Annotated in this window: 12 protein-coding genes; 8 read left to right on the plus strand and 4 right to left on the minus strand. The window is 61.0% G+C overall.

What is annotated here, in order from left to right:
- Positions 1-26 precede the first annotated feature (26 nt).
- From CKW25_RS21020 to rfbC, 3 genes are all read right to left on the minus strand, one after another.
- Complete coding sequence (locus CKW25_RS21020; protein WP_095082176.1) at positions 27-1,430, minus strand: sigma-54 dependent transcriptional regulator; 1,404 nt, start codon at positions 1,428-1,430, stop codon at positions 27-29.
- On the minus strand, positions 1,427-3,235 hold the full coding sequence (locus tag CKW25_RS21025; protein ID WP_095082199.1) for an ATP-binding protein: 1,809 nt from the start codon (positions 3,233-3,235) through the stop codon (positions 1,427-1,429). The genes CKW25_RS21020 and CKW25_RS21025 overlap by 4 nt, the downstream gene beginning before the upstream one ends.
- 105 nt (positions 3,236-3,340) lie before the next feature.
- Positions 3,341-3,886, minus strand: coding sequence for a dTDP-4-dehydrorhamnose 3,5-epimerase (gene rfbC / locus CKW25_RS21030; RefSeq protein WP_095082178.1), 546 nt, complete (start codon positions 3,884-3,886; stop codon positions 3,341-3,343).
- A gap of 271 nt (positions 3,887-4,157) precedes the next feature.
- Here rfbC and CKW25_RS21035 point away from each other — a divergent pair, with 271 nt between their 5' ends.
- From CKW25_RS21035 to CKW25_RS21050, 4 genes are all read left to right on the plus strand, one after another.
- Positions 4,158-7,070, plus strand: a complete 2,913-nt coding sequence (locus CKW25_RS21035; protein ID WP_095082180.1) for an aminotransferase — start codon at positions 4,158-4,160, stop codon at positions 7,068-7,070.
- Between the two features lie 235 nt (positions 7,071-7,305).
- Positions 7,306-8,184, plus strand: coding sequence for an N-carbamoylputrescine amidase (aguB, locus tag CKW25_RS21040; RefSeq protein WP_095082182.1), 879 nt, complete (start codon positions 7,306-7,308; stop codon positions 8,182-8,184).
- 5 nt (positions 8,185-8,189) lie between these two features.
- The gene (gene aguA / locus CKW25_RS21045; protein ID WP_095082184.1) at positions 8,190-9,296 is read left to right on the plus strand and encodes an agmatine deiminase; all 1,107 of its coding nucleotides are present in this window, start codon (positions 8,190-8,192) and stop codon (positions 9,294-9,296) included.
- A gap of 246 nt (positions 9,297-9,542) precedes the next feature.
- Positions 9,543-9,743, plus strand: a complete 201-nt coding sequence (locus tag CKW25_RS21050; RefSeq protein WP_095082186.1) for a hypothetical protein — start codon at positions 9,543-9,545, stop codon at positions 9,741-9,743.
- A gap of 92 nt (positions 9,744-9,835) precedes the next feature.
- Here the strand turns inward: CKW25_RS21050 and CKW25_RS21055 are convergent, their stop codons facing one another.
- Positions 9,836-11,929 carry a TonB-dependent siderophore receptor gene (locus CKW25_RS21055; RefSeq protein ID WP_095082188.1) on the minus strand — a complete coding sequence of 698 codons (2,094 nt, stop codon included), beginning with the start codon at positions 11,927-11,929 and terminating at the stop codon, positions 9,836-9,838.
- Between the two features lie 259 nt (positions 11,930-12,188).
- Here CKW25_RS21055 and CKW25_RS21060 point away from each other — a divergent pair, with 259 nt between their 5' ends.
- From CKW25_RS21060 to CKW25_RS21075, 4 genes are all read left to right on the plus strand, one after another.
- The gene (locus CKW25_RS21060) at positions 12,189-12,860 is read left to right on the plus strand and encodes a DsbA family protein (RefSeq protein ID WP_095082190.1); all 672 of its coding nucleotides are present in this window, start codon (positions 12,189-12,191) and stop codon (positions 12,858-12,860) included.
- Between the two features lie 18 nt (positions 12,861-12,878).
- Positions 12,879-13,274, plus strand: coding sequence for a nuclear transport factor 2 family protein (locus CKW25_RS21065; RefSeq protein ID WP_095082192.1), 396 nt, complete (start codon positions 12,879-12,881; stop codon positions 13,272-13,274).
- Between the two features lie 237 nt (positions 13,275-13,511).
- Complete coding sequence (locus CKW25_RS21070; RefSeq protein ID WP_095082194.1) at positions 13,512-14,798, plus strand: OprD family porin; 1,287 nt, start codon at positions 13,512-13,514, stop codon at positions 14,796-14,798.
- A 1,218-nt stretch (positions 14,799-16,016) separates the two neighbouring features.
- On the plus strand, positions 16,017-18,696 hold a 2,680-nt coding region (locus CKW25_RS21075; protein WP_371855198.1), incomplete at its 3' end, for a DUF5801 repeats-in-toxin domain-containing protein.

The raw sequence follows: 18,696 nt of genomic DNA on the forward strand, positions 1-18,696 counted from the left end.
CTTAAGTAAAGGTTAGTCGGCGCGGCTCAATCGATCTCGTCGGCGTGAGGGTTTGCACCCGCGGCATCGGCGAAGTTCAGTCCGTGTTTACGCAGCTTGTCATGCAGGGTTTTGCGCGGAATTCCCAGGGCCTCGGCCACGCTGCGCAGCGAGCTGTGAGAGCGTGCCAGCTCAGCGGCAATCAGGTTCTTTTCGAAGCTTTCCACTTGCTCGCTCAGGTTCCCGTCGGGCTGGACGCTGACGGGGGCGGGGCTGCCATCGGCGGTATTGATGTCCAGCGCCAGCTCCAACCCGAGGGCGAAGCGTTCCGCGGCGTTTTGCAGTTCGCGCACGTTGCCCGGCCAGGTATGGCGCAGCAGCAGGGCGCGCTGGCCCGGTTGCAGCTCGTGAGGCGCCAAGCCATGGCGCTCGCTCGCTTCATTGGCAAAGTGCTGGAACATCGTCAGCGCGTCTTCGCCACGTTCGCGCAGTGGTGGAATACGCAGTGGCGCTACGTTCAGTCGGTAGTACAGATCGGCACGAAAACGCCCCTGGTCGGCGGCCTGGCGCAGGTCTTCCTTGGTGGCGGCGATGATCCGGATATCCAGCGGGATCAACTGATTGCCACCCAGGCGCTCGACCACCCGCTCTTGCAGCAAGCGCAGCAGCTTCACCTGAACATCCAGGCTCATGCTTTCGATTTCATCGAGGAACAGCGTGCCGCCATTGGCAAACTCGAATTTGCCGATGCGGCGTTTTTGCGCGCCAGTGAAAGCGCCAGGCTCGTGGCCAAACAGCTCGCTCTCGACCACCGATTCCGCCAGCGCTCCGGCGTTGATCGCGACAAACGGCCCGTTGCGCCGGTTCGACAGGTCGTGCAGGGCGCGGGCCACCACTTCCTTGCCAGCGCCGGTTTCACCGAGGATCAGCACATCCGCCTTGGTCGGCGCCAGTGCGGCGATCTGCTCGCGTAGGCGCAGCATCGACGCCGAGTGGCCGATCAGCCGGGAACTCAGTTCATTGCGGTCGCTCAGGGCCAGCCGCAGGCTACGGTTTTCCAGCACCAGCTGGCGCAGGGCCAGGGCGCGGCGCACGCTGTCGAGCAACGCATCGCTGGCAAAGGGTTTTTCGAGGAAGTCATAAGCACCGGCACGCATGGCCTGCACCGCCAACGGTACATCGCCGTGTCCGGTGATCAGCAGTACCGGCAACTCCGGGTCCTGGGCGTGCAGTTCGCTCAGCAGTTCGAGACCGTCCATGCCGGGCATGCGGATGTCGCTGACCACCACGCCCGGCCAATCGCGCTCAAGACGCGAGGCCAGGCCCTTGGCTTCGGCCAGGGGCAGGATCTTCAGGCCAGCCAGGTCCAGCGTCTGGCTCAAGGCCTGGCGCAGGTGGGGATCGTCGTCGATCAGCACCACCTGGATGCGGTTGTCGATGAAGTTGCTCATTCACTGCGGTCCTCGGACGGTTGCAGGCTTACACCGGGTGCGCCAGCGCGCAGCCGCAGGGTGATCAGGGCGCCGCCTTCCTTGTGGTTGGCGAACGACAGTTCGCCACCGAAGGCGCGCATCAGGGTTTCGCAGATGGCCAGTCCCAGGCCAAGCCCCTGGGTGCGGGTCTTGGTGGTGTAGAACGGCTCGCTGGCGCGTCCCAGGGCCTCCATGCAGAACCCCGGGCCGTTGTCGCGAATGTACAGATTGACGCCCTCGGCAGTGGATTCGGCACTCAGCCAGAGTTTGCGCGGCGGGCCTTTTTCGGTGAGGGCGTCGAGGGCGTTGGCCAGCAGGTTGCCGAGCACCTGGCGCAGACGGGTTTCGCCCGCCTCGACCCACAGCGTGGCTGCCGGCAGGTCGCGGATCAGCTCGACCTCCATGCTGCGGCGACGCTTGGCCAGCAACGCCAGGGCATCGTCCAGCGCCGGTTGCAGCGCGACGCTCTCCGGGGCGTGGCGGTCGCGACGGGCAAAGGCGCGCAAGTGGGCGATGATCGAGGCCATTCGTCCAGTCAGTTCACTGATCAGTTTCAGGTTGCCGCGGGCGTCTTCGGTGCGCTCATGGTCGAGCAGTATCTCGGCGTTTTCCGCGTAGGTGCGAATCGCGGCCAGCGGCTGATTGAGTTCGTGGCTGATGCTCGCCGACATGGTGCCCAGCGCCGACAGTTTGCCAGCCTGCACCAGGTCATCCTGGGCGCGCACCAGTTCCTGCTGCGCGTGTTCGCGCTCCAGTACTTCCTGCTTGAGGCGCCGGTTGAGGCCTTCCAGGTCACTGGTCCGCTCGGCGACCCGGGCTTCCAGTTCTCGGCGGGTCTTGGCTTCGAAGTCGATGCGCTGCAGGTAGTGACGTCGACGCTGCATCAGCAGCCCCAGCAACAGCATCAACACCAGCAGCGCCGCGCCACCGATGGCGACCACCGTGCGCACCGGGCGATCGATCAGGGTCCTGGGCGCGAGGATGCTGACGCTCCAGCCGGTTTCCTCGATCCGTTGAGTCTGGGTCAGCCAGGCCTTGGGGTCGAGGTTCAGCGGTTGGGGATCGCGGGTCGGGTAGGGCTGCACCGCAGCGATCGCCTGGCGTTCCTCGTCGGTGAGTGGGCGAGTCGCGCGAAAGCGCCAATCGGCTCGCGAGGTGAGAATGACCACGCCGTTATGGTCGGTCAGCAGCAGTTGTTCAGGGGTTTTACCCCACAGGCTTTCGGTGTGGTCCAGATCGACCTTGATTACCAGCACGCCGATGATCTGTTCACCCTTGCGCACGGCGGCGGCGAAGAAGTAGCCGCGTTTGGCGGAAGTGGTGCCCAAACCGAAAAAGCGCCCGAGACGACCTTGCATGGCTTCGCTGAAGTACGGCCGAAAGGCAAAGTTGCGGCCGACAAAGCTGTCGTGTTTGTCCCAGTTGGAGGCAGCCAGGGTGTTGCCTCGGGTGTCCATCAGGTACATCACTTCGGCGCCGGTCTGGGCGCTGATGTTTTTCAGGAAACGGTTGGCATTGCCCTGGATGACACCGTCTTGCGGCGCCCCCAGCACGGCGCGCAGGGCAGGCAGGTCGCCGAGGATCTGTGGCAACACCTCATAGCGGTGCAGGGTGCCCAGCAGGTTGGCGACGTAGAGGTCCAGCGTCTGGCGATTCTGCCCCGCCAGTTCACTGCGGTAGTAACGCTCGGCGAGGTGCTCGAGTGGCCACAGCAAAGGCGCCAGGCACAGGGCGAGCAAGGCCAGGCTGCGCCAACGGGGTCTGCGGGGAAGGGTTGGAGTCATGAGCATTGGGTGCCTGGGGGAACAGCTGCATTATGCCTAGGCTTGCGAGCGCAGTCTGCGCGCCTGTTTCTACAGGCGCGCTGGTGGTGAGGCTTGGGCGGTGTTTCAGGCGAAGACGTCAGCGTCCTTGAGGAACGCGCCAGCCTCGTCCTTGGCCGACAATCTTGGTGCTTCGTCCAGTTGCCAGTCGATGCCCAGGTCTGGGTCATCCCAGCGAATGCTGCGTTCGGCCGACGGGGTGTAGTAATCAGTGGTCTTGTACAGGAACTCGGCGAAATCGCTCAGTACCACGAAACCATGGGCAAAACCTTCTGGTACCCAGAGTTGACGATGATTTTCAGCGGACAGGCGCACAGCCACCCACTTGCCGAAATGCGGCGAACTACGGCGAATGTCCACTGCCACGTCGAGCACTTCCCCCGCGGTCACCCGTACCAGTTTGCCCTGGGTGTTTTGCAGTTGGTAATGCAGGCCGCGCAGAACACCTTTTTGTGAGCGGGAGTGATTGTCCTGAACAAAATGTGTATCCAGGCCGGTTGCTTCTTTGAAAGCCCTGGCATTGAAGCTTTCGTAAAAGAAGCCGCGCTCATCACCAAATACCTTGGGCTCGATGATCAGAACACCGGGTAACTCGGTGGCGACTACATTCATGGGGGTTTCTCCGGCAATGGGTATTGATGGCTGACATTCTTGCGCAAAGTGCGAGGCGATGCGAGGGGCCGGGAAGCAACAGGCATGCAGAAGGGTGGATTCTGCAGACTTTCGGCCGTGTGGCAGTAGGCACACACCGATCAATGTGATGAGCGTTCTGCAGAAGAGGGCGTCGATAGGGCGTTCCGGATCACTGACCGCTACTGGGGGTTGCGTATCGCTCTGAGCAGTGGCGATATAGACGCCTTACAAAAAAACCAGGGGTCGTTGTATGTTGCTCGCCACGTTGATTCACCGCGCCAGTCTGGCCAGTCCGCAGGTTACCGCAGAGCAAGCGCTGGAGCTGCTGAGTGAGCATTATGGCCTGAGCGGGACGCTGCAGTCGTTGGGCAGCCAGCAGGACCTCAACTACCGGCTCGACAGCGACCAGGGCCGTTTCGTCCTCAAGATCTGTCTTGGCGACTACGCCGCGCTGGAGCTCCAGGCCCAACACGCCGCGCTCAAGCACCTGGGGGCGCAGCCCGGGCTGCATGTCCCACGGGTGATCCCGGCGAAAAGTGGCGAAGACCTGCTGACCCTGGCGTTTGCCGATCAGTCGGTGCACGTGCGCCTGCTCGACTACATCGAAGGGCAATCCCTGACCCATCTCGATCACCTGGGTCATGACGTCGTCGCCGGCTTCGGTCGGCTCTGCGGCGAAATGGACCTGGCCCTGGCCGGTTTCGACCATCCGGGCCTGGAGCGTACGTTGCAGTGGGATGCCCGGCACGCCAGTGCGCTGATCGAGCACCTGTTGCCGGTGATTGCCGACGAGCGCCAGCGAGGGTTGATCGCCGAGGCCGCGCAGCACGCCGAACGGCGATTGCAGCCACTGGTGGCGAAGTTGCCGGTGCAGGCCATCCACATGGATATCACCGACGACAACGTAGTCTGGAAGCGCGATCAGCAGCGTCACTGGCAGTTGCAGGGGGTGATCGATTTTGGCGACTTGATCCGTACCTGGCGCATTACTGACCTGTCCGTGACGTGTGCGGCGCTGTTGCACCATGCCGACGGCGATCCGATGGTCATCTTGCCGGCCGTACGGGCCTACCATGACGTCAATCCGCTCAAGCGCGAGGAGCTGCAGGCATTGTGGCCGTTGATCGTTGCGCGGGCGGCGGTGCTGGTGCTCAGCGGTGAACAGCAGGTCAGCATCGATCCGCAGAATCAGTACAGCCGCGACAACCTTGAGCATGAGTGGGAAATCTTTCGTGTCGCGACATCGGTGCCGTTCGAGCTGATGGAGACGGCCATTCTGGTGGCGGTCGACCAGGCACTACCGACGATTGCCAGCCAGGGCTTTGCGCCGTTGCTGCCGAGCCTGGTGGGGCGCGAGTTCGCGCTGATCGACCTGGGGGTGTTGAGCCCGCATTTCGAAGCGGGCAACTGGGAGCAGGACGGTATCGATCAGCGCTTGCTGGTCGAAGCGGCCACCGCCCATGGCCTGGCCGCCAGCCGTTACGGACAATACCGTTTGTCCCGTACCCGGCCTGACAGTGCGGTCGAGCCGGACACCTGCCCGTTGCACGTCGATTTGCAGGTGCCCCGGGGTACCACGGTCGAGGCGCCGTTTGCCGGTGTAGTGCATCTGTCGGCCGATGGCCGCCTGCAACTGGACAGCCCACAGTTGAGCGTGTGCCTGTGGGGTGTCAGCCCTTTGCTGCACAGTGGTGCCGCGGTGTTGAAGGGGCAGGTGCTGGGTGAGGTCGAGGGGGCGTTGCGGGTACAGCTGAGTCGTGGCGCCGACCTGAATCCACCGCTGTTCTGTACACCGTCCCGCGCTCGCGCCTGGCAGGCCCTGTGCCCGTCGCCGGCGGCGTTGCTGGGGCTGGCCTGTGATGCGCCAGTCGAGCTCGACCCGCACACCTTGCTGGCGCGTCGCGATGCCAGCTTCGCCCGTTCGCAAAAACACTATTACGTCGACCCGCCGCGCATCGAGCGCGGCTGGCGCAATCACCTGATCGACATGCAGGGTCGTTCTTACCTGGACATGCTCAACAACGTCGCCGTGCTCGGCCATGGTCACCCGCGCATGGCGGCCGAGGCCAGCCGACAGTGGTCGTTGCTCAACACCAACTCGCGTTTCCATTACGCGGCCATCGCCGAGTTTTCCGAGCGCTTGCTGGCACTGGCCCCGGACTCGATGGACCGGGTATTTCTGGTCAACAGCGGCACCGAGGCCAATGACCTGGCGATTCGCCTGGCCTGGGCCTACAGCGGCGGGCGCGACATGCTCAGCGTGCTGGAGGCGTATCACGGCTGGTCGGTGGCCGCCGACGCAGTATCGACCTCGATCGCCGACAACCCGAAAGCCCTCAGCAGCCGGCCGGACTGGGTGCACCCGGTTACCGCGCCGAACACTTATCGGGGTGAATTCCGTGGCCTCGACAGCGCGCCGGATTACGTGCGTAGCGTCGAGCACAATCTGGCGAAAATTGCCGAGCAGAAACGCCAACTGGCGGGCTTCATCTGTGAACCGGTGTATGGCAACGCCGGGGGGATTTCGCTGCCGCCGGGCTACCTGAAACAGGTCTATGCCCTGGTCCGCGCCCAGGGTGGCGTGTGCATCGCCGACGAGGTTCAGGTGGGTTATGGCCGCATGGGCAAGTTTTTCTGGGGCTTTGAAGAACAGGGCGTGGTGCCCGACATCATCACCATGGCCAAGGGCATGGGCAACGGCCAGCCATTGGGTGCGGTGATCACTCGCCGGGAAATTGCCGAAGCGCTGGAGGCCGAAGGTTATTTCTTCTCGTCGGCCGGGGGCAGTCCGGTCAGCTGCCGCATCGGCATGGCGGTGTTGGATGTGATGAATGAAGAAAAGCTCTGGGAGAACGCACAGATCGTTGGCGGCTATTTCAAGGAGCGCCTTGAAGCCTTGATCGACCGCCATCCATTGGTGGGCGCGGTGCATGGCTCCGGTTTCTATTTGGGAGTGGAACTGATCCGTAACCGTGAAACCCTGGAGCCGGCTACCGAAGAAACCACGTTGCTGTGCGATCGCCTGCGCGAGCTGGGGATCTTCATGCAGCCGACCGGCGACTACCTGAACATCCTCAAGATCAAACCGCCGATGGTGACCTCGCGACAAAGCGTCGACTTCTTTGTCGACATGCTGTCGAAGGTGCTGGACGAGGGATTGTAGTACGTCCCCTCTGTGGGGGCCGGCGCGCTCCCACAGGGATATCCAGTAAGTCGATTATTATCGTCTATTTATTGAGTATTCTCGACGATGCGAACGTATCAGGCTTTTAAAGTCGATTTTTATCGGTTATAAAGTCGCCTGACACGTCGGCGTGGATCACCACGCCCGGCTGTTCCCGTTTCTGTCATCGGTCGATGCCATGCTCGACCGCTCTGCCCCCGCCAGGAGATGATTCATGAGCCGTATCGTTACTGTCGCCGCTACCCAGATGGCTTGTTCCTGGGACCTTGAAGCCAACATCGAGACCGCTGAAAGGCTGGTCCGTGAGGCCGCAGGCAAGGGCGCGCAGATCATCCTGATCCAGGAACTGTTCGAGACCCCGTACTTCTGCCAGAAGCCGAACCCGGACTATCTGCAACTGGCGACGACCGTTGAAGACAACGTGGCCATCAAGCATTTCCAGAAGGTGGCTAAAGAGCTGCAAGTCGTCCTGCCAATCAGCTTCTTCGAGTTGGCCGGCCGCGCCCGTTTCAACAGCATCGCGATCATCGATGCCGATGGCAGCAACCTCGGGGTTTATCGTAAAAGCCATATCCCGGATGGCCCTGGCTACCACGAAAAGTACTACTTCAACCCAGGCGATACCGGTTTCAAAGTCTGGAACACACGCTACGCAAAAATCGGCGTGGGCATCTGCTGGGACCAGTGGTTCCCGGAATGCGCCCGCAGCATGGCGTTGCAAGGCGCGGAAATCCTGTTCTACCCGACCGCCATCGGCAGCGAACCGCATGACAAAACCATCTCCTCGCGCGATCATTGGCAGCGCGTGCAGCAGGGTCATGCCGGCGCCAACCTGATGCCGCTGATTGCCAGCAATCGTATCGGCAACGAAGAACAGGACGGCTACGACATCACCTTCTACGGCTCGTCGTTTATCGCCAATCAGTTCGGCGAGAAGGTTCAGGAACTTAACGAAACCGAAGAAGGCGTTCTGGTTCAGAGCTTTGACCTGGACGAGCTGGAGCACATCCGCAGCGCCTGGGGTTCGTTCCGTGATCGTCGCCCGAACCTGTATGGCGCCCTTAAAACCCTCGACGGCTCCCTGGAATCCTGATTGCCATGACCACTTTGAACAGCACACCTCGCGCCGACGGCTTTTACATGCCTGCCGAATGGGCGCCCCAGACCCAGGCCTGGATGGTCTGGCCAGAGCGCCCGGACAACTGGCGCCTGGGAGGCAAGCCGGCCCAAGCCGCTCACGTGGCGGTGGCCAAGGCCATTGCCCGGTTCGAGCCAGTGACCGTTGCCGTGTCGGCCGCCCAGTACGAAAACGCCCGGGCTCGCTTGGACGTGCCGAATATTCGCCTGGTCGAGATGTCCAGCGACGACGCCTGGGTCCGTGACACCGGCCCGACATTCGTCATCGACAACAGCGGCGAAGTCCGTGGCGTCGATTGGGACTTCAATGCCTGGGGCGGTTTCGACGGCGGCCTGTACTCGCCCTGGAACCGGGATTCGCAAGTGGCCGGCAAGATCCTCGAAATCGAGCGCTGTGCGCGTTACCGCACCGAGGGCTTCGTGCTCGAAGGCGGTTCGATTCACGTCGATGGCGAGGGCACGCTGATCACGACCGAAGAGTGCCTGCTCAACCGCAATCGCAATGCGCACATGAGCCGTGACGAAATCGAAGCGGTGCTCAGTGCCCACCTGGCTGTGGATAAAATCATCTGGTTGCCGGACGGTCTGTACAACGACGAAACCGATGGTCATGTGGATAACTTCTGCTGCTACGTGCGACCGGGTGAAGTGCTGTTGGCCTGGACCGATGATCCGCAGAACCCGAACTACCCGCGCTGCCAGGCGGCGATGAGCGTGCTGGAAAGCAGCACCGACGCCAAGGGTCGCCCGTTCATTGTGCACAAGATGCCGATTCCCGGCCCCTTGTATGCGACCGAAGAAGAATGTGCCGGTGTCGACCCGGTGGACGGTACTCAGGAGCGCAATCCTTCGGTGCGCCTGGCCGGTTCCTACGTGAACTTCCTGATCGTCAACGGCGGCATCATTGCACCGAGCTTTGACGATCCGCTGGACGCGCCGGCCAGGGAAATCCTGCAGAACCTGTTCCCGCAGCATGAAGTGGTGATGGTGCCGGGTCGTGAACTGTTACTGGGTGGCGGCAATATTCATTGCCTTACCCAGCAGCAGCCCGCTGCGCACAAAGGTTGAGTGAAGTTGTAACAAGTGTTGGCAGCTGATTGAGGGCCTCTATGGCCACCCCAATCGCTGACCCGCCGACAGAGCCCGCATCCCTTATGGGCGGCGGGCTTTTTTATGGTTGCCTGGCGGGCAGTCTGGCACTTTGGCATAGCTCTTGTATCTGCCTGTGAGTCATTCTCGGGAATGTGGAACAGCATTGTTCTGTCATAAACCTTGGATAAGTTAGCCGCTCACAAACCAGGAGAGAGCGCTGGGATGAACAGGGTCAGCGAGCGAACATCGCATCCCTTGGCTATGAATGGCGAATCGCTTCAGGTGCTGGCGCAATGGTTGAAGTCCAACGGAACGCGACAGGTCAGGGAAGCTGACCCGCGCAGGATGATGATCGAGCGATACCCGGCTGGTTTGTTCAGCGAGGCAGAACTTGAAGCGTTGTGGGATGTGATGGAAGGATAGCAAGCAAAGGATTGGTAAAGCGCTGCCCGGATGGCAGCGCTTTTTTTTGTCCACGGATAGGCGGTCGACATCAGGGTCTTGAGGGCTCACCGTCAGAAACTGTAGGTTCCCGTGACGACCAGGCTGCGTGGCGCGCCCGGCTGGATCTGGTAAGCGCTGGTGGACGACTCGTAGTACGTCTTGTCGCTGATGTTATTCACCGCAGCACGCAAGTCCCAGTCCTTCTGACGGAACCCGGCCAGCGCATCCCAGCGGCCATAACCCGGCAGCACGGTGGTGTTGAGGTTGTCGGCGTAGCGGTCACCGACCAGGGTCAGGCCGGTCTCGGCGTACCAGCCCAACTCCGGCTTCCAGGTAATGAACAGGCTACCGTTGTGCTTGGCCACGTTGCTGATGCGTTTGCCTTCGAAGCCGTTGTTGTCTTTCTCGACGGTAGCGTCCTGAAAACCTACACCACCGCGTACGTACCAGTTACCGGTGATTTTCCCCGCCCCCGTCAGCTCGATACCCCTTGAGCGTTGCACGCCCGTGAGCAAGGTGATGGTGGGATCGTTCGGGTCGCTGGTGCGGCGGTTGTAGAGCTCGAGCTCGTAGATCGCCAGAGTGGTGCTCAAGCGGTCGTCGAGCCAGTCACTCTTCACACCGATTTCTTTCTGTTTGGTCAGCTCGGGGCTCAGGTCGTTGACGTTGGTGGTCACCCCTGGCGTGATGCCGATCAGACCGCCACCGACCGGCGAGAAGGTCTTGCTCCAGGACGCGTAGAACGAGTGGTTCTGCAGCGGCGTCCAGACCACGCCGAGTCGTGGGCTGGTGCTGTGGCTGTCACGGTCTTCGGAGATGTCCTTGAGTTGGTTGGTCGAGTCGACTTCGAAAGTGTCGTAGCGCACGCCGGCCAGCAGCTGCCATTGATCGTTCAGGCGCAGTTGGTCCTGCACGTAGAGGGCGCGGCTTTCAACTTCGGTGTGCGAGTCGCTGAAGACCTGCATGCGTCCGGTGTGGACGATGTTGCGGTCCGGGTTGTACAGGTCCAGTCCTGGCACGGGGCTGTTACCCGGTGGCGTGGTGGCCGCGTTGTACAACTTGGGGTCGCGGCGCTGGCTGCCCAGCTCAAGCCCGGTGAGCAAGCGGTGCTCGAGGCCGAAGGTGTCGAAACCGCCTTCGAGCTCAAGGTTGTTGAACACGTTGCGGGTGGTCAGGTCCTGCTGCCAGTGCTGGCGCACGACCTTGTTGGTCGCGGGATTGAAGTGGGTGACATAGGTGTTGTCGAAATCGCTGTTGAGCTTGAACACCCCGAGGGTGTGGCGCAGTTGCCAGTTGTCGGCAAGTTCATAGCTGAGTTTTGAGCGCAGGGATTGCGACTTGTCGTCGATGAAATCGTTGTCAGTGCCGTAGGTAGTATCGCGGCCCACGTCGGCGGGGCGTCCATCTATGCCGGGAATGCCGCGATCGGGCGTGCGGTTATAGCGGCTGTATTCGTACTGCACCAGCCAGTTCAGATCAGGGCTCAGCTGCCAGCTCATCGAGGGCGCGAACAGCTGGCGGCTGCCGCTGACTCCGTCGCGGAAGCTGTTTTCGTCCATGTTGCCCATGTTCAGGCGCAGGCTGACGTTCTCTGTCGGGTCGGTGCTCAGGTCGGCATACAGGCTGCGCAAATCTTCGCTGCCGCCCTGGGCTTCGAGGGTCGAGCGCCGGCCGAACTCCGGCAACTTGCTCACCCGGTTGACGATCCCGCCCTGGCTGCCACGGCCATACAGCACGGCGGCCGGGCCTTTGAGCACTTCAATGCGCTCGATGTTGTGCAGGTCGCGCACGTACTGGCTGTCGTCACGGATGCCGTCGAGGTAGAAGTCGTTGCTGGCGTCGAAGCCGCGAATGCGCAAGCTGTCGAAGCGGGTGTCGGCGCCGCTGCTGACGTTGGGGATGCCGCTCAATGCCGTGCCCAGATCGTTGGTGCCATAGTCGGAGACGTTCGAGGTCTTCACCGAATCGATGGCCTGCGGGACGTAGCGTACGGGTGTTGCGGTCCGCGTCGCGGTGCTGACTTCCTTGACCCGTGGATCATCGACCTCAGTTTCGGTACTGATGGACGTTGCGGGCAAGATTGTAGTTTCGGCGTAGGAAAAACCAGCAGTCAGCAAAGCAGAAAGCCCAAGGCTGTAGGGCGTAAGGCGGAAATGGGCAGGCATTAAGGAGTGTATCCGTAGGATTTTTAGGCTGTAGCGTGAAGGGCGCGAATGGTAATGCTTGTTATTTGCTTTCGTGAATAATTATTCGTGCCTTTTGTTGCGCCTTTGTTTCGAGTTATGTCCGCATTGATACAGTTGCCGAAGTGATATTCGACCGATTACTGAAACAGACTGGAAGCCATTCCAGCGTTTTTCAGCAATCAGCAGAGGGGTAGTCTGCCGGCATCACGTTTTCCTACCTTCTTGCCGGAGCCCTCCGATGATCCTTCACTACATCTACGACCCATTGTGCGGATGGTGCTACGGCGCCAAGCCCCTGGTGCAAGCCGCCCAGGCGGTATTGCCGGTGGTCGGCCACGGCGGCGGCATGATGACCGGGGCCAACCGGCAGACGGTCTCGCCACACTTGCGCAACTACGTGATCCCCCATGACCGGCGCATTGCCGAGTACACCGGCCAACCGTTCGGTGAGGCGTATTTCGAAGGCCTGTTGCGCGATCACACGGCGGTCTTCGATTCCGCGCCACCCATCGCGGCGGTCCTGGCCGCCGAACAGATCGCGGGTCGCGGGCTCGAACTGCTGGGACGTTTGCAGAGTGCGCACTACGTGGAAGGGCGGCGTATCGCCGACGAAAGCGTTTTGCAGGCGTTCGCCGCGCAAATGGGGCTGGATGCCCAAGCGTTCCAGCAGGCATTCATGACGGCCGACACTGAAGGCCACATCAAGGACAGTCGCGCACTGCTGTCAACAGTGGGTGGCCAGGGCTTCCCGACTTTTGTCCTGGAGCGCAACGGCCAATTCACCCTGGTCGATATCGGCCCCTGGTTCGGCAAGCCGCAAGCTTTCGCGCAATGGTTGAGTCAGTCACTGCCCACCACTGACGGCTATCCGACCACGCAAACCTGTGGCCTCGACGGCTGCGCCCACTGAACTCAACCGGAGCTGCCCATGGATAACCTGAGCCTGATCAAAAGTACCTACGAAGGCGCCAACTCCCAGGAGAACGCACGCAACACCGCCGCTGCATTGGCCACCGATGCACGGTGGACCGAAGCGGCCGGGTTCCCCTATGCGGGGACTTACGTTGGTTTTGAGGCCATCGTGGAGAACGTCTTTCAACGGCTGGCCACGGAATGGGAGGGGTTTCAGTTCAAGGTCGAGAGCTATGTCGCCCAGGGCGACAAGGTGTTTGCCTACGGAAACTACAGTGGCATTTATAAGGCGACCGGTCGCCCGATGAACGCGCGGGTGGCCCATTTGTGGACGCTGGCGAACGGAAAAGTCACCCACTTCGAGCAGTTCGTTGACAGCCATACGGTGCAATTGGCGATGGTGGGCAAGTGATTTCTTAGACGATTATCGCCTTATTACAGAAGATTCACGAAATTGACACTTTGTTACAAGTGCGGCTAGGATCCGTCCCAACGCCTGTGGCTTGCAGCCACGACCTCAAAACAATAAAAGGGCCCGCCACGCTTCTGCGTGGGCGGGCCTTTTTGTTTCGGGATGAAAAAAGAGCGCCAAAGCAGCCATTTCAGCCAGCGGTCACAGCGCGTATCAACCCGTAATAAGGAAAATAACATGTTGAACAAGCGTATTAGTCTGATCGCACTGGGGATGTTGAGCGCGACTCAAGCGATGGCCAATGACCAGGCCGAGTCCAAAGGTTTTGTGCAAGACAGCAGCCTGAAAGTGTTGCTGCGCAACGCTTACATGAATCGCGACTACAAGGACGGTAACGAAGACAAGGCCGAGTGGGGCCAGGCTGCCATCGGCACCTTTTCCTCGGGTTTCACCCAAGGCACTGTCGGTGTTGGTGTTGATGCCTTTGGTCTCTACGCGCTGCGCCTGGATGGCGGCAAGGGCCGTAGCGGTGCCGGTGGCATCGACTTCTTCAAGCAAGGCGACAGCGGCAGCGCTGCCAACGACCTGGCCAAGGCTGGCGCGGCGGTCAAGTTCCGCCTGTCGAGCACCGTGCTGACCTACGGTGACCAGATGCCGGCCCTGCCGGTACTGAACTACGACAACTCCCGCCTGCTGCCGGAAAGCTACACCGGTACTTTGATCACCTCCAAAGAGATCGAGGGCCTGGAGCTGAACGCCGGTCGTTTCACCGCCGAGTCGCGCAAAAGCGCCGAAGGCCGTGACAGTGGTGGCCTGAAGTCGATCAATGTCCTGGGTGGTAGCTACCAGTTCACCGAACAGTTCAAAGGCGGCTTGTACGCTTCCGACGTCGAAGACGTGTTGAAGAAGCAGTACATCAACCTGAACTACGTATTCCCGCTGGCCACCGATCAGTCCCTGACCCTGGACCTGAACGGCTACCGCACCAAGCTGGAAGATTCCTACGTTCGTGAAAGCGGCGCCACGGGTGACGACAACAAGATCTGGAGCCTGGCGGCGACCTTCGCCACCGGTCCGCACTCGTTCACCCTCGCTCACCAGCGCAGCACGGGCGACAGCAACCTGGGCTATGCCTACGGCGGCTACCAGAAAGACCAGGGCCGCGTCGGTGACGGTGGCAACACTATCTACCTGGCCAACTCCTACTGGTCCGACTTCAACGCGGAAGACGAACGCAGCTGGCAGCTGGGCTACGGCCTCGATTTCGGCGCGTTCGGCGTGCCAGGCCTGACCTACAACGTGGCTTACGTGCGTGGCGACAACATCACCACCTCCACCAGCACCGGCGGTACCGAGCGCGAAATCTTCAACCAGTTCAAGTACGTGGTCCAGAGCGGCCCGGCCAAGGACCTGAGCGTGAAACTGCGCAGCTCGGTCCTGCGCGTGTCGCAGAAGTCCAGCGAGTACAACGTCAGCGGCAACGAAGTGCGCGTGTTCGTGGATTACCCGATCAACGTTTTCTGATGCTGTGAGTGCGGCCTGATACAAGGCTGGAAAGAAATGAGAAAGCCCCGACTGGTTCGGTAATGCTGTTCAGTTAAGAAACGCTTGAAGCGAGTGAGAGACTCGTGGCGAGCGAGCTTGCTCGCGCTGGGGCGCGAAGCGCCCCCAACAAAGTGACTGCGGTCTTTCTGAACGAACTCGGCGATAGTTTTTGGGGCTGCTGCGCAGCCCAGCGCGAGCAAGCTCGCTCGCCACGGGGGGATGTATTGAGCAGCCCTATCGTTAAGTGAACAGCATTGCGACTGGTTCGGGGCTTTCTGATTTATCGGCTATACCGTGTTCACGCCTGCAACCGACCGTTGTGAACCCTGGTTTTCCAAGCGTTGACCGGCACCCGTTTTTTGCAGTTCTCCTTGCGGGCCGGGGACTGCTTGCATTGGCACAAAACGTTCTTCGCTGGCGATTTGTGCTTTAGCTGCCGGTTAGCCCAGGTTGGAGTATCACTAATAGTCGTCAGCACCATGACGGTGGTGCCGACTTATCCACCGCCTGCACGCAGCTGGCTGCCTGAGCGGGTTCAAGTGGCGGTTAAAACCCGGGCGGCCTTGGGCTCCGGCGCCATGTCCTCATTCACAAATGGACTATGCGGCGCCGCTCCTTCGCATCGTTCCGTCTACCCCTTCCCGGCTGTCCCCTCCCCAGTAGTCTGAAACTCCTACCCCACCTAGGAGTATCGGCCGATGTGCAACCTCCGGCGATTACTCATAGTTCTGGGATGCAGTAAAACAGCTCCACGGTCTCGGCTCGATAACTGGATTTGCTCAGGAGGAAGTCATGACTACGCGCAAGAAAATCTCATCGCTCACGAACGATTCGACCCCTCTAACCACTCCAACCGTCACCACCGACCTAAGCGACTACGCACCCGGCAGCACCGCCATCATCACGGCCAGCGGCTTCGCCGCCGGCAGCACAGTGGCGCTCGAAGTGGAGCACGCCACTAGCGCTGGCGCGGATAACCTGTGGGGCACGCCCGATGATGTGCTCGATACCAACACTGGTGAGGGACATGATCCCTGGTACGTGACCGACGGCGGCGCCGGCGATCTCGACGGTCAGGTCAACGGCAGCCTCACGACCTCGTGGTACGTGAACCCCGACGACTCGGCAGGCGCGACATTCCTGCTCTCCGCGGCCTCCGCGGGTGACGATGGTGTGTCCGGCACGGGTGACGACGCTATGGCAACCATGTCGTTTACGGACAGCGTTCCGGGCGTCCTGGTGACCGGTGTGAACGTTACGCTGGATGAAACCGCCGGGTTGCAGAACGGTACCGCCACGGCAAGCCCTGCGGGAGACGCTGACGACAATGACATTCTGGTGGCGTCCCTGCCCTCGATCTTCTCTACCCGGTTGACCGCACTTGGAGCTGGTGCCGTAACGGCTGCCGCCTTGAGTGGCTATACAGGGGCGGCGGGCAACACGGGCAGCAATGCGTTCAGCATCGCTGCGCCCGGAGCAAGCATTACCGATATCAGCTTTACCGACAGCCTTGGCGCGGCGCTCAATGGCCTGGACAGCGGACTGCTCACCCTAGATGGCACCCCCATCCTTCTCTATACGGACTCGAACAACAACATCGTTCTAGGCAAAGCCGGCGGCGTGATCGTGTTCGCAGCCTATATTGAAGAAACCGGCTCGCCGGTCTCGGGCGGCAAGATCTGGGTCGTGCAGTACCAACCGCTGCAGCATCCGGATACCAGCAACCCCGACGATGCGGTCAATCTGCTGGATAAGGTTTTCATCGGAACCATTCAGGACTCGGCATTCAGTCTGGCCAATGTGCCCTCCGGCCAGAACCTGTTCCTGATGTTCACGAAAGCGAACCCGACAACTGAAATTGTCGATGGTGTCTCGCGGATCACGGATCCCACCATCATTGCCACCGGCAAGGACCCCGCAGACCAGTCAAGCGGCGCCAATATAAACACTGGCGACAGAATCAATACCAGCCATGGGGGTGGCCCGACCACCATCGGCACCAACAATCAGATGATTGTGGAACAAGAGGGCATTCGCTTTTCGTTCGTCACGGGCGCCAGGCAGGATGTGACCGTTCCCAACCTTAGTCAGACCGAAGCAGATGTTGAATCCAACATCGACTTTACCGACGTCTACAATACGACGTCGGCCAATTTCGACATCGTGCAGTTGCAAAGCGGCAAGAGTGCTGTCGTAAAAATCAGCGCATTCAGCACCGCTGCCGAACCCGGCGTGGATTTCATCAACGGCTATGCGGGTGATACACCGGTTGCAATCACCAATGTTCGAATCATCAACATCAGCACCGGGCTGGTGATCGAGGATTCAGACGGGTCGGTGAATGATCCGGCCATTGGCATCAGCTTTTCTGGCGGGGTTGCAACCATCACCGGCGTTAAAGCCGGCTACCAGATTGAATACACCACAACGGCGGATCATAACCGCGTGCTCGTCGAGAACGGGGCGGCCCGCGACGCCAGGGGCAATGATCACGCCGATTTTGATATCGGTGGCTTCTCGCTGGCTCAACCCTCTATTACGATCACCGAAATCGGCTCCAGAATTGTCTTCGAGGACGATGGGCCGAGCATCAGCACCACCGGTGAGGAGCCAACGCTGACGGTGGATGAAACGGTATTGGCGATCAACGATACCAAGAGCTTTGCCGCCAACTTCAACTCGGCGTTTGGCGCCGATGGGGCTGGCACTTTGACCTATGCGCTGGGCGTGGTGGCGGGGGCCTCCGGGCTGACTGACACCGCCAGCGGTGAGGCGGTGAATCTGTCGCTCAATGGCGCGGTGGTGGAAGGCCGCACAGCTACGAGTGACCTGCTGGTGTTCACCGTCAGCGTCGCCAGCAATGGTGATGTCACGCTCGACCAGCTTCGGGCGGTAGTGCATCCCGACACCACCGATCCCGATGACGCGACGAGCCTGACCTCGGACGACCTGGTGACGCTGACGGCGACCACGACCGATGGCGATGGCGACAGTGTCCAGGCGACGCTCAACATTGGGCAGAATCTGGTGTTCGAAGACGACGGACCGAGCATCAGCACCACTGGTGAGGCACCAACGCTGACGGTGGACGAAACGGTATTGGCGATCAACGATACCAAGAGCTTTGCCGCCAACTTCAACTCGGCGTTTGGCGCCGATGGCGCTGGCACTCTGACCTATGCGCTGGGCGTAGTGGCGGGGGCCTCCGGGCTGACTGACACCGCCAGCGGTGAGGCGGTGAATCTGTCGCTCAATGGCGCGGTGGTGGAAGGCCGCACAGCTACGAGTGACCTGCTGGTGTTCACCGTCAGCGTCGCCAGCAATGGTGATGTCACGCTCGACCAGCTTCGGGCGGTAGTGCATCCCGACACCACCGATCCCGATGACGCGACGAGCCTGACCTCGGACGACCTGGTGACGCTGACGGCGACCACGACCGATGGCGATGGCGACAGTGTCCAGGCGACGCTCAACATTGGGCAGAATCTGGTGTTCGAAGACGACGGACCGAGCATCAGCACCACCGGTGAGGCACCAACGCTGACGGTGGACGAAACGGTATTGGCGATCAACGATACCAAGAGCTTTGCCGCCAACTTCAACTCGGCGTTTGGCGCCGATGGCGCTGGCACTCTGACCTATGCGCTGGGCGTAGTGGCGGGGGCCTCCGGCCTGACCGACACCGCCAGTGGTGAGGCGGTCAACCTGTCGCTCAACGGTGCAGTAGTGGAAGGCCGTACGGCCGCCACCGACCTGCTGGTGTTCACCGTCAGCGTCGCTGCCAATGGTGATGTCACGCTCGACCAGCTTCGGGCCGTGGTACATCCCGATACCACCGATCCCGATGATGCGACGAGTCTGACTTCGGACGACCTGG

The organism is Pseudomonas sp. Irchel s3h17 (assembly GCF_900187505.1).
Taxonomy (GTDB): domain Bacteria; phylum Pseudomonadota; class Gammaproteobacteria; order Pseudomonadales; family Pseudomonadaceae; genus Aquipseudomonas.

Bases quoted from the DNA above. Each gene is read 5' to 3' on its own strand.
- CKW25_RS21020 (WP_095082176.1), bottom strand. From the start codon at position 1,430: ATGAGCAACTTCATCGACAACCGCATCCAGGTGGTGCTGATCGACGAC.
- CKW25_RS21025 (WP_095082199.1), bottom strand. From the start codon at position 3,235: ATGACTCCAACCCTTCCCCGCAGACCCCGTTGGCGCAGCCTGGCCTTG.
- rfbC (WP_095082178.1), bottom strand. From the start codon at position 3,886: ATGAATGTAGTCGCCACCGAGTTACCCGGTGTTCTGATCATCGAGCCC.
- CKW25_RS21035 (WP_095082180.1), top strand. From the start codon at position 4,158: ATGTTGCTCGCCACGTTGATTCACCGCGCCAGTCTGGCCAGTCCGCAG.
- aguB (WP_095082182.1), top strand. From the start codon at position 7,306: ATGAGCCGTATCGTTACTGTCGCCGCTACCCAGATGGCTTGTTCCTGG.
- aguA (WP_095082184.1), top strand. From the start codon at position 8,190: ATGACCACTTTGAACAGCACACCTCGCGCCGACGGCTTTTACATGCCT.
- CKW25_RS21050 (WP_095082186.1), top strand. From the start codon at position 9,543: ATGAACAGGGTCAGCGAGCGAACATCGCATCCCTTGGCTATGAATGGC.
- CKW25_RS21055 (WP_095082188.1), bottom strand. From the start codon at position 11,929: ATGCCTGCCCATTTCCGCCTTACGCCCTACAGCCTTGGGCTTTCTGCT.
- CKW25_RS21060 (WP_095082190.1), top strand. From the start codon at position 12,189: ATGATCCTTCACTACATCTACGACCCATTGTGCGGATGGTGCTACGGC.
- CKW25_RS21065 (WP_095082192.1), top strand. From the start codon at position 12,879: ATGGATAACCTGAGCCTGATCAAAAGTACCTACGAAGGCGCCAACTCC.
- CKW25_RS21070 (WP_095082194.1), top strand. From the start codon at position 13,512: ATGTTGAACAAGCGTATTAGTCTGATCGCACTGGGGATGTTGAGCGCG.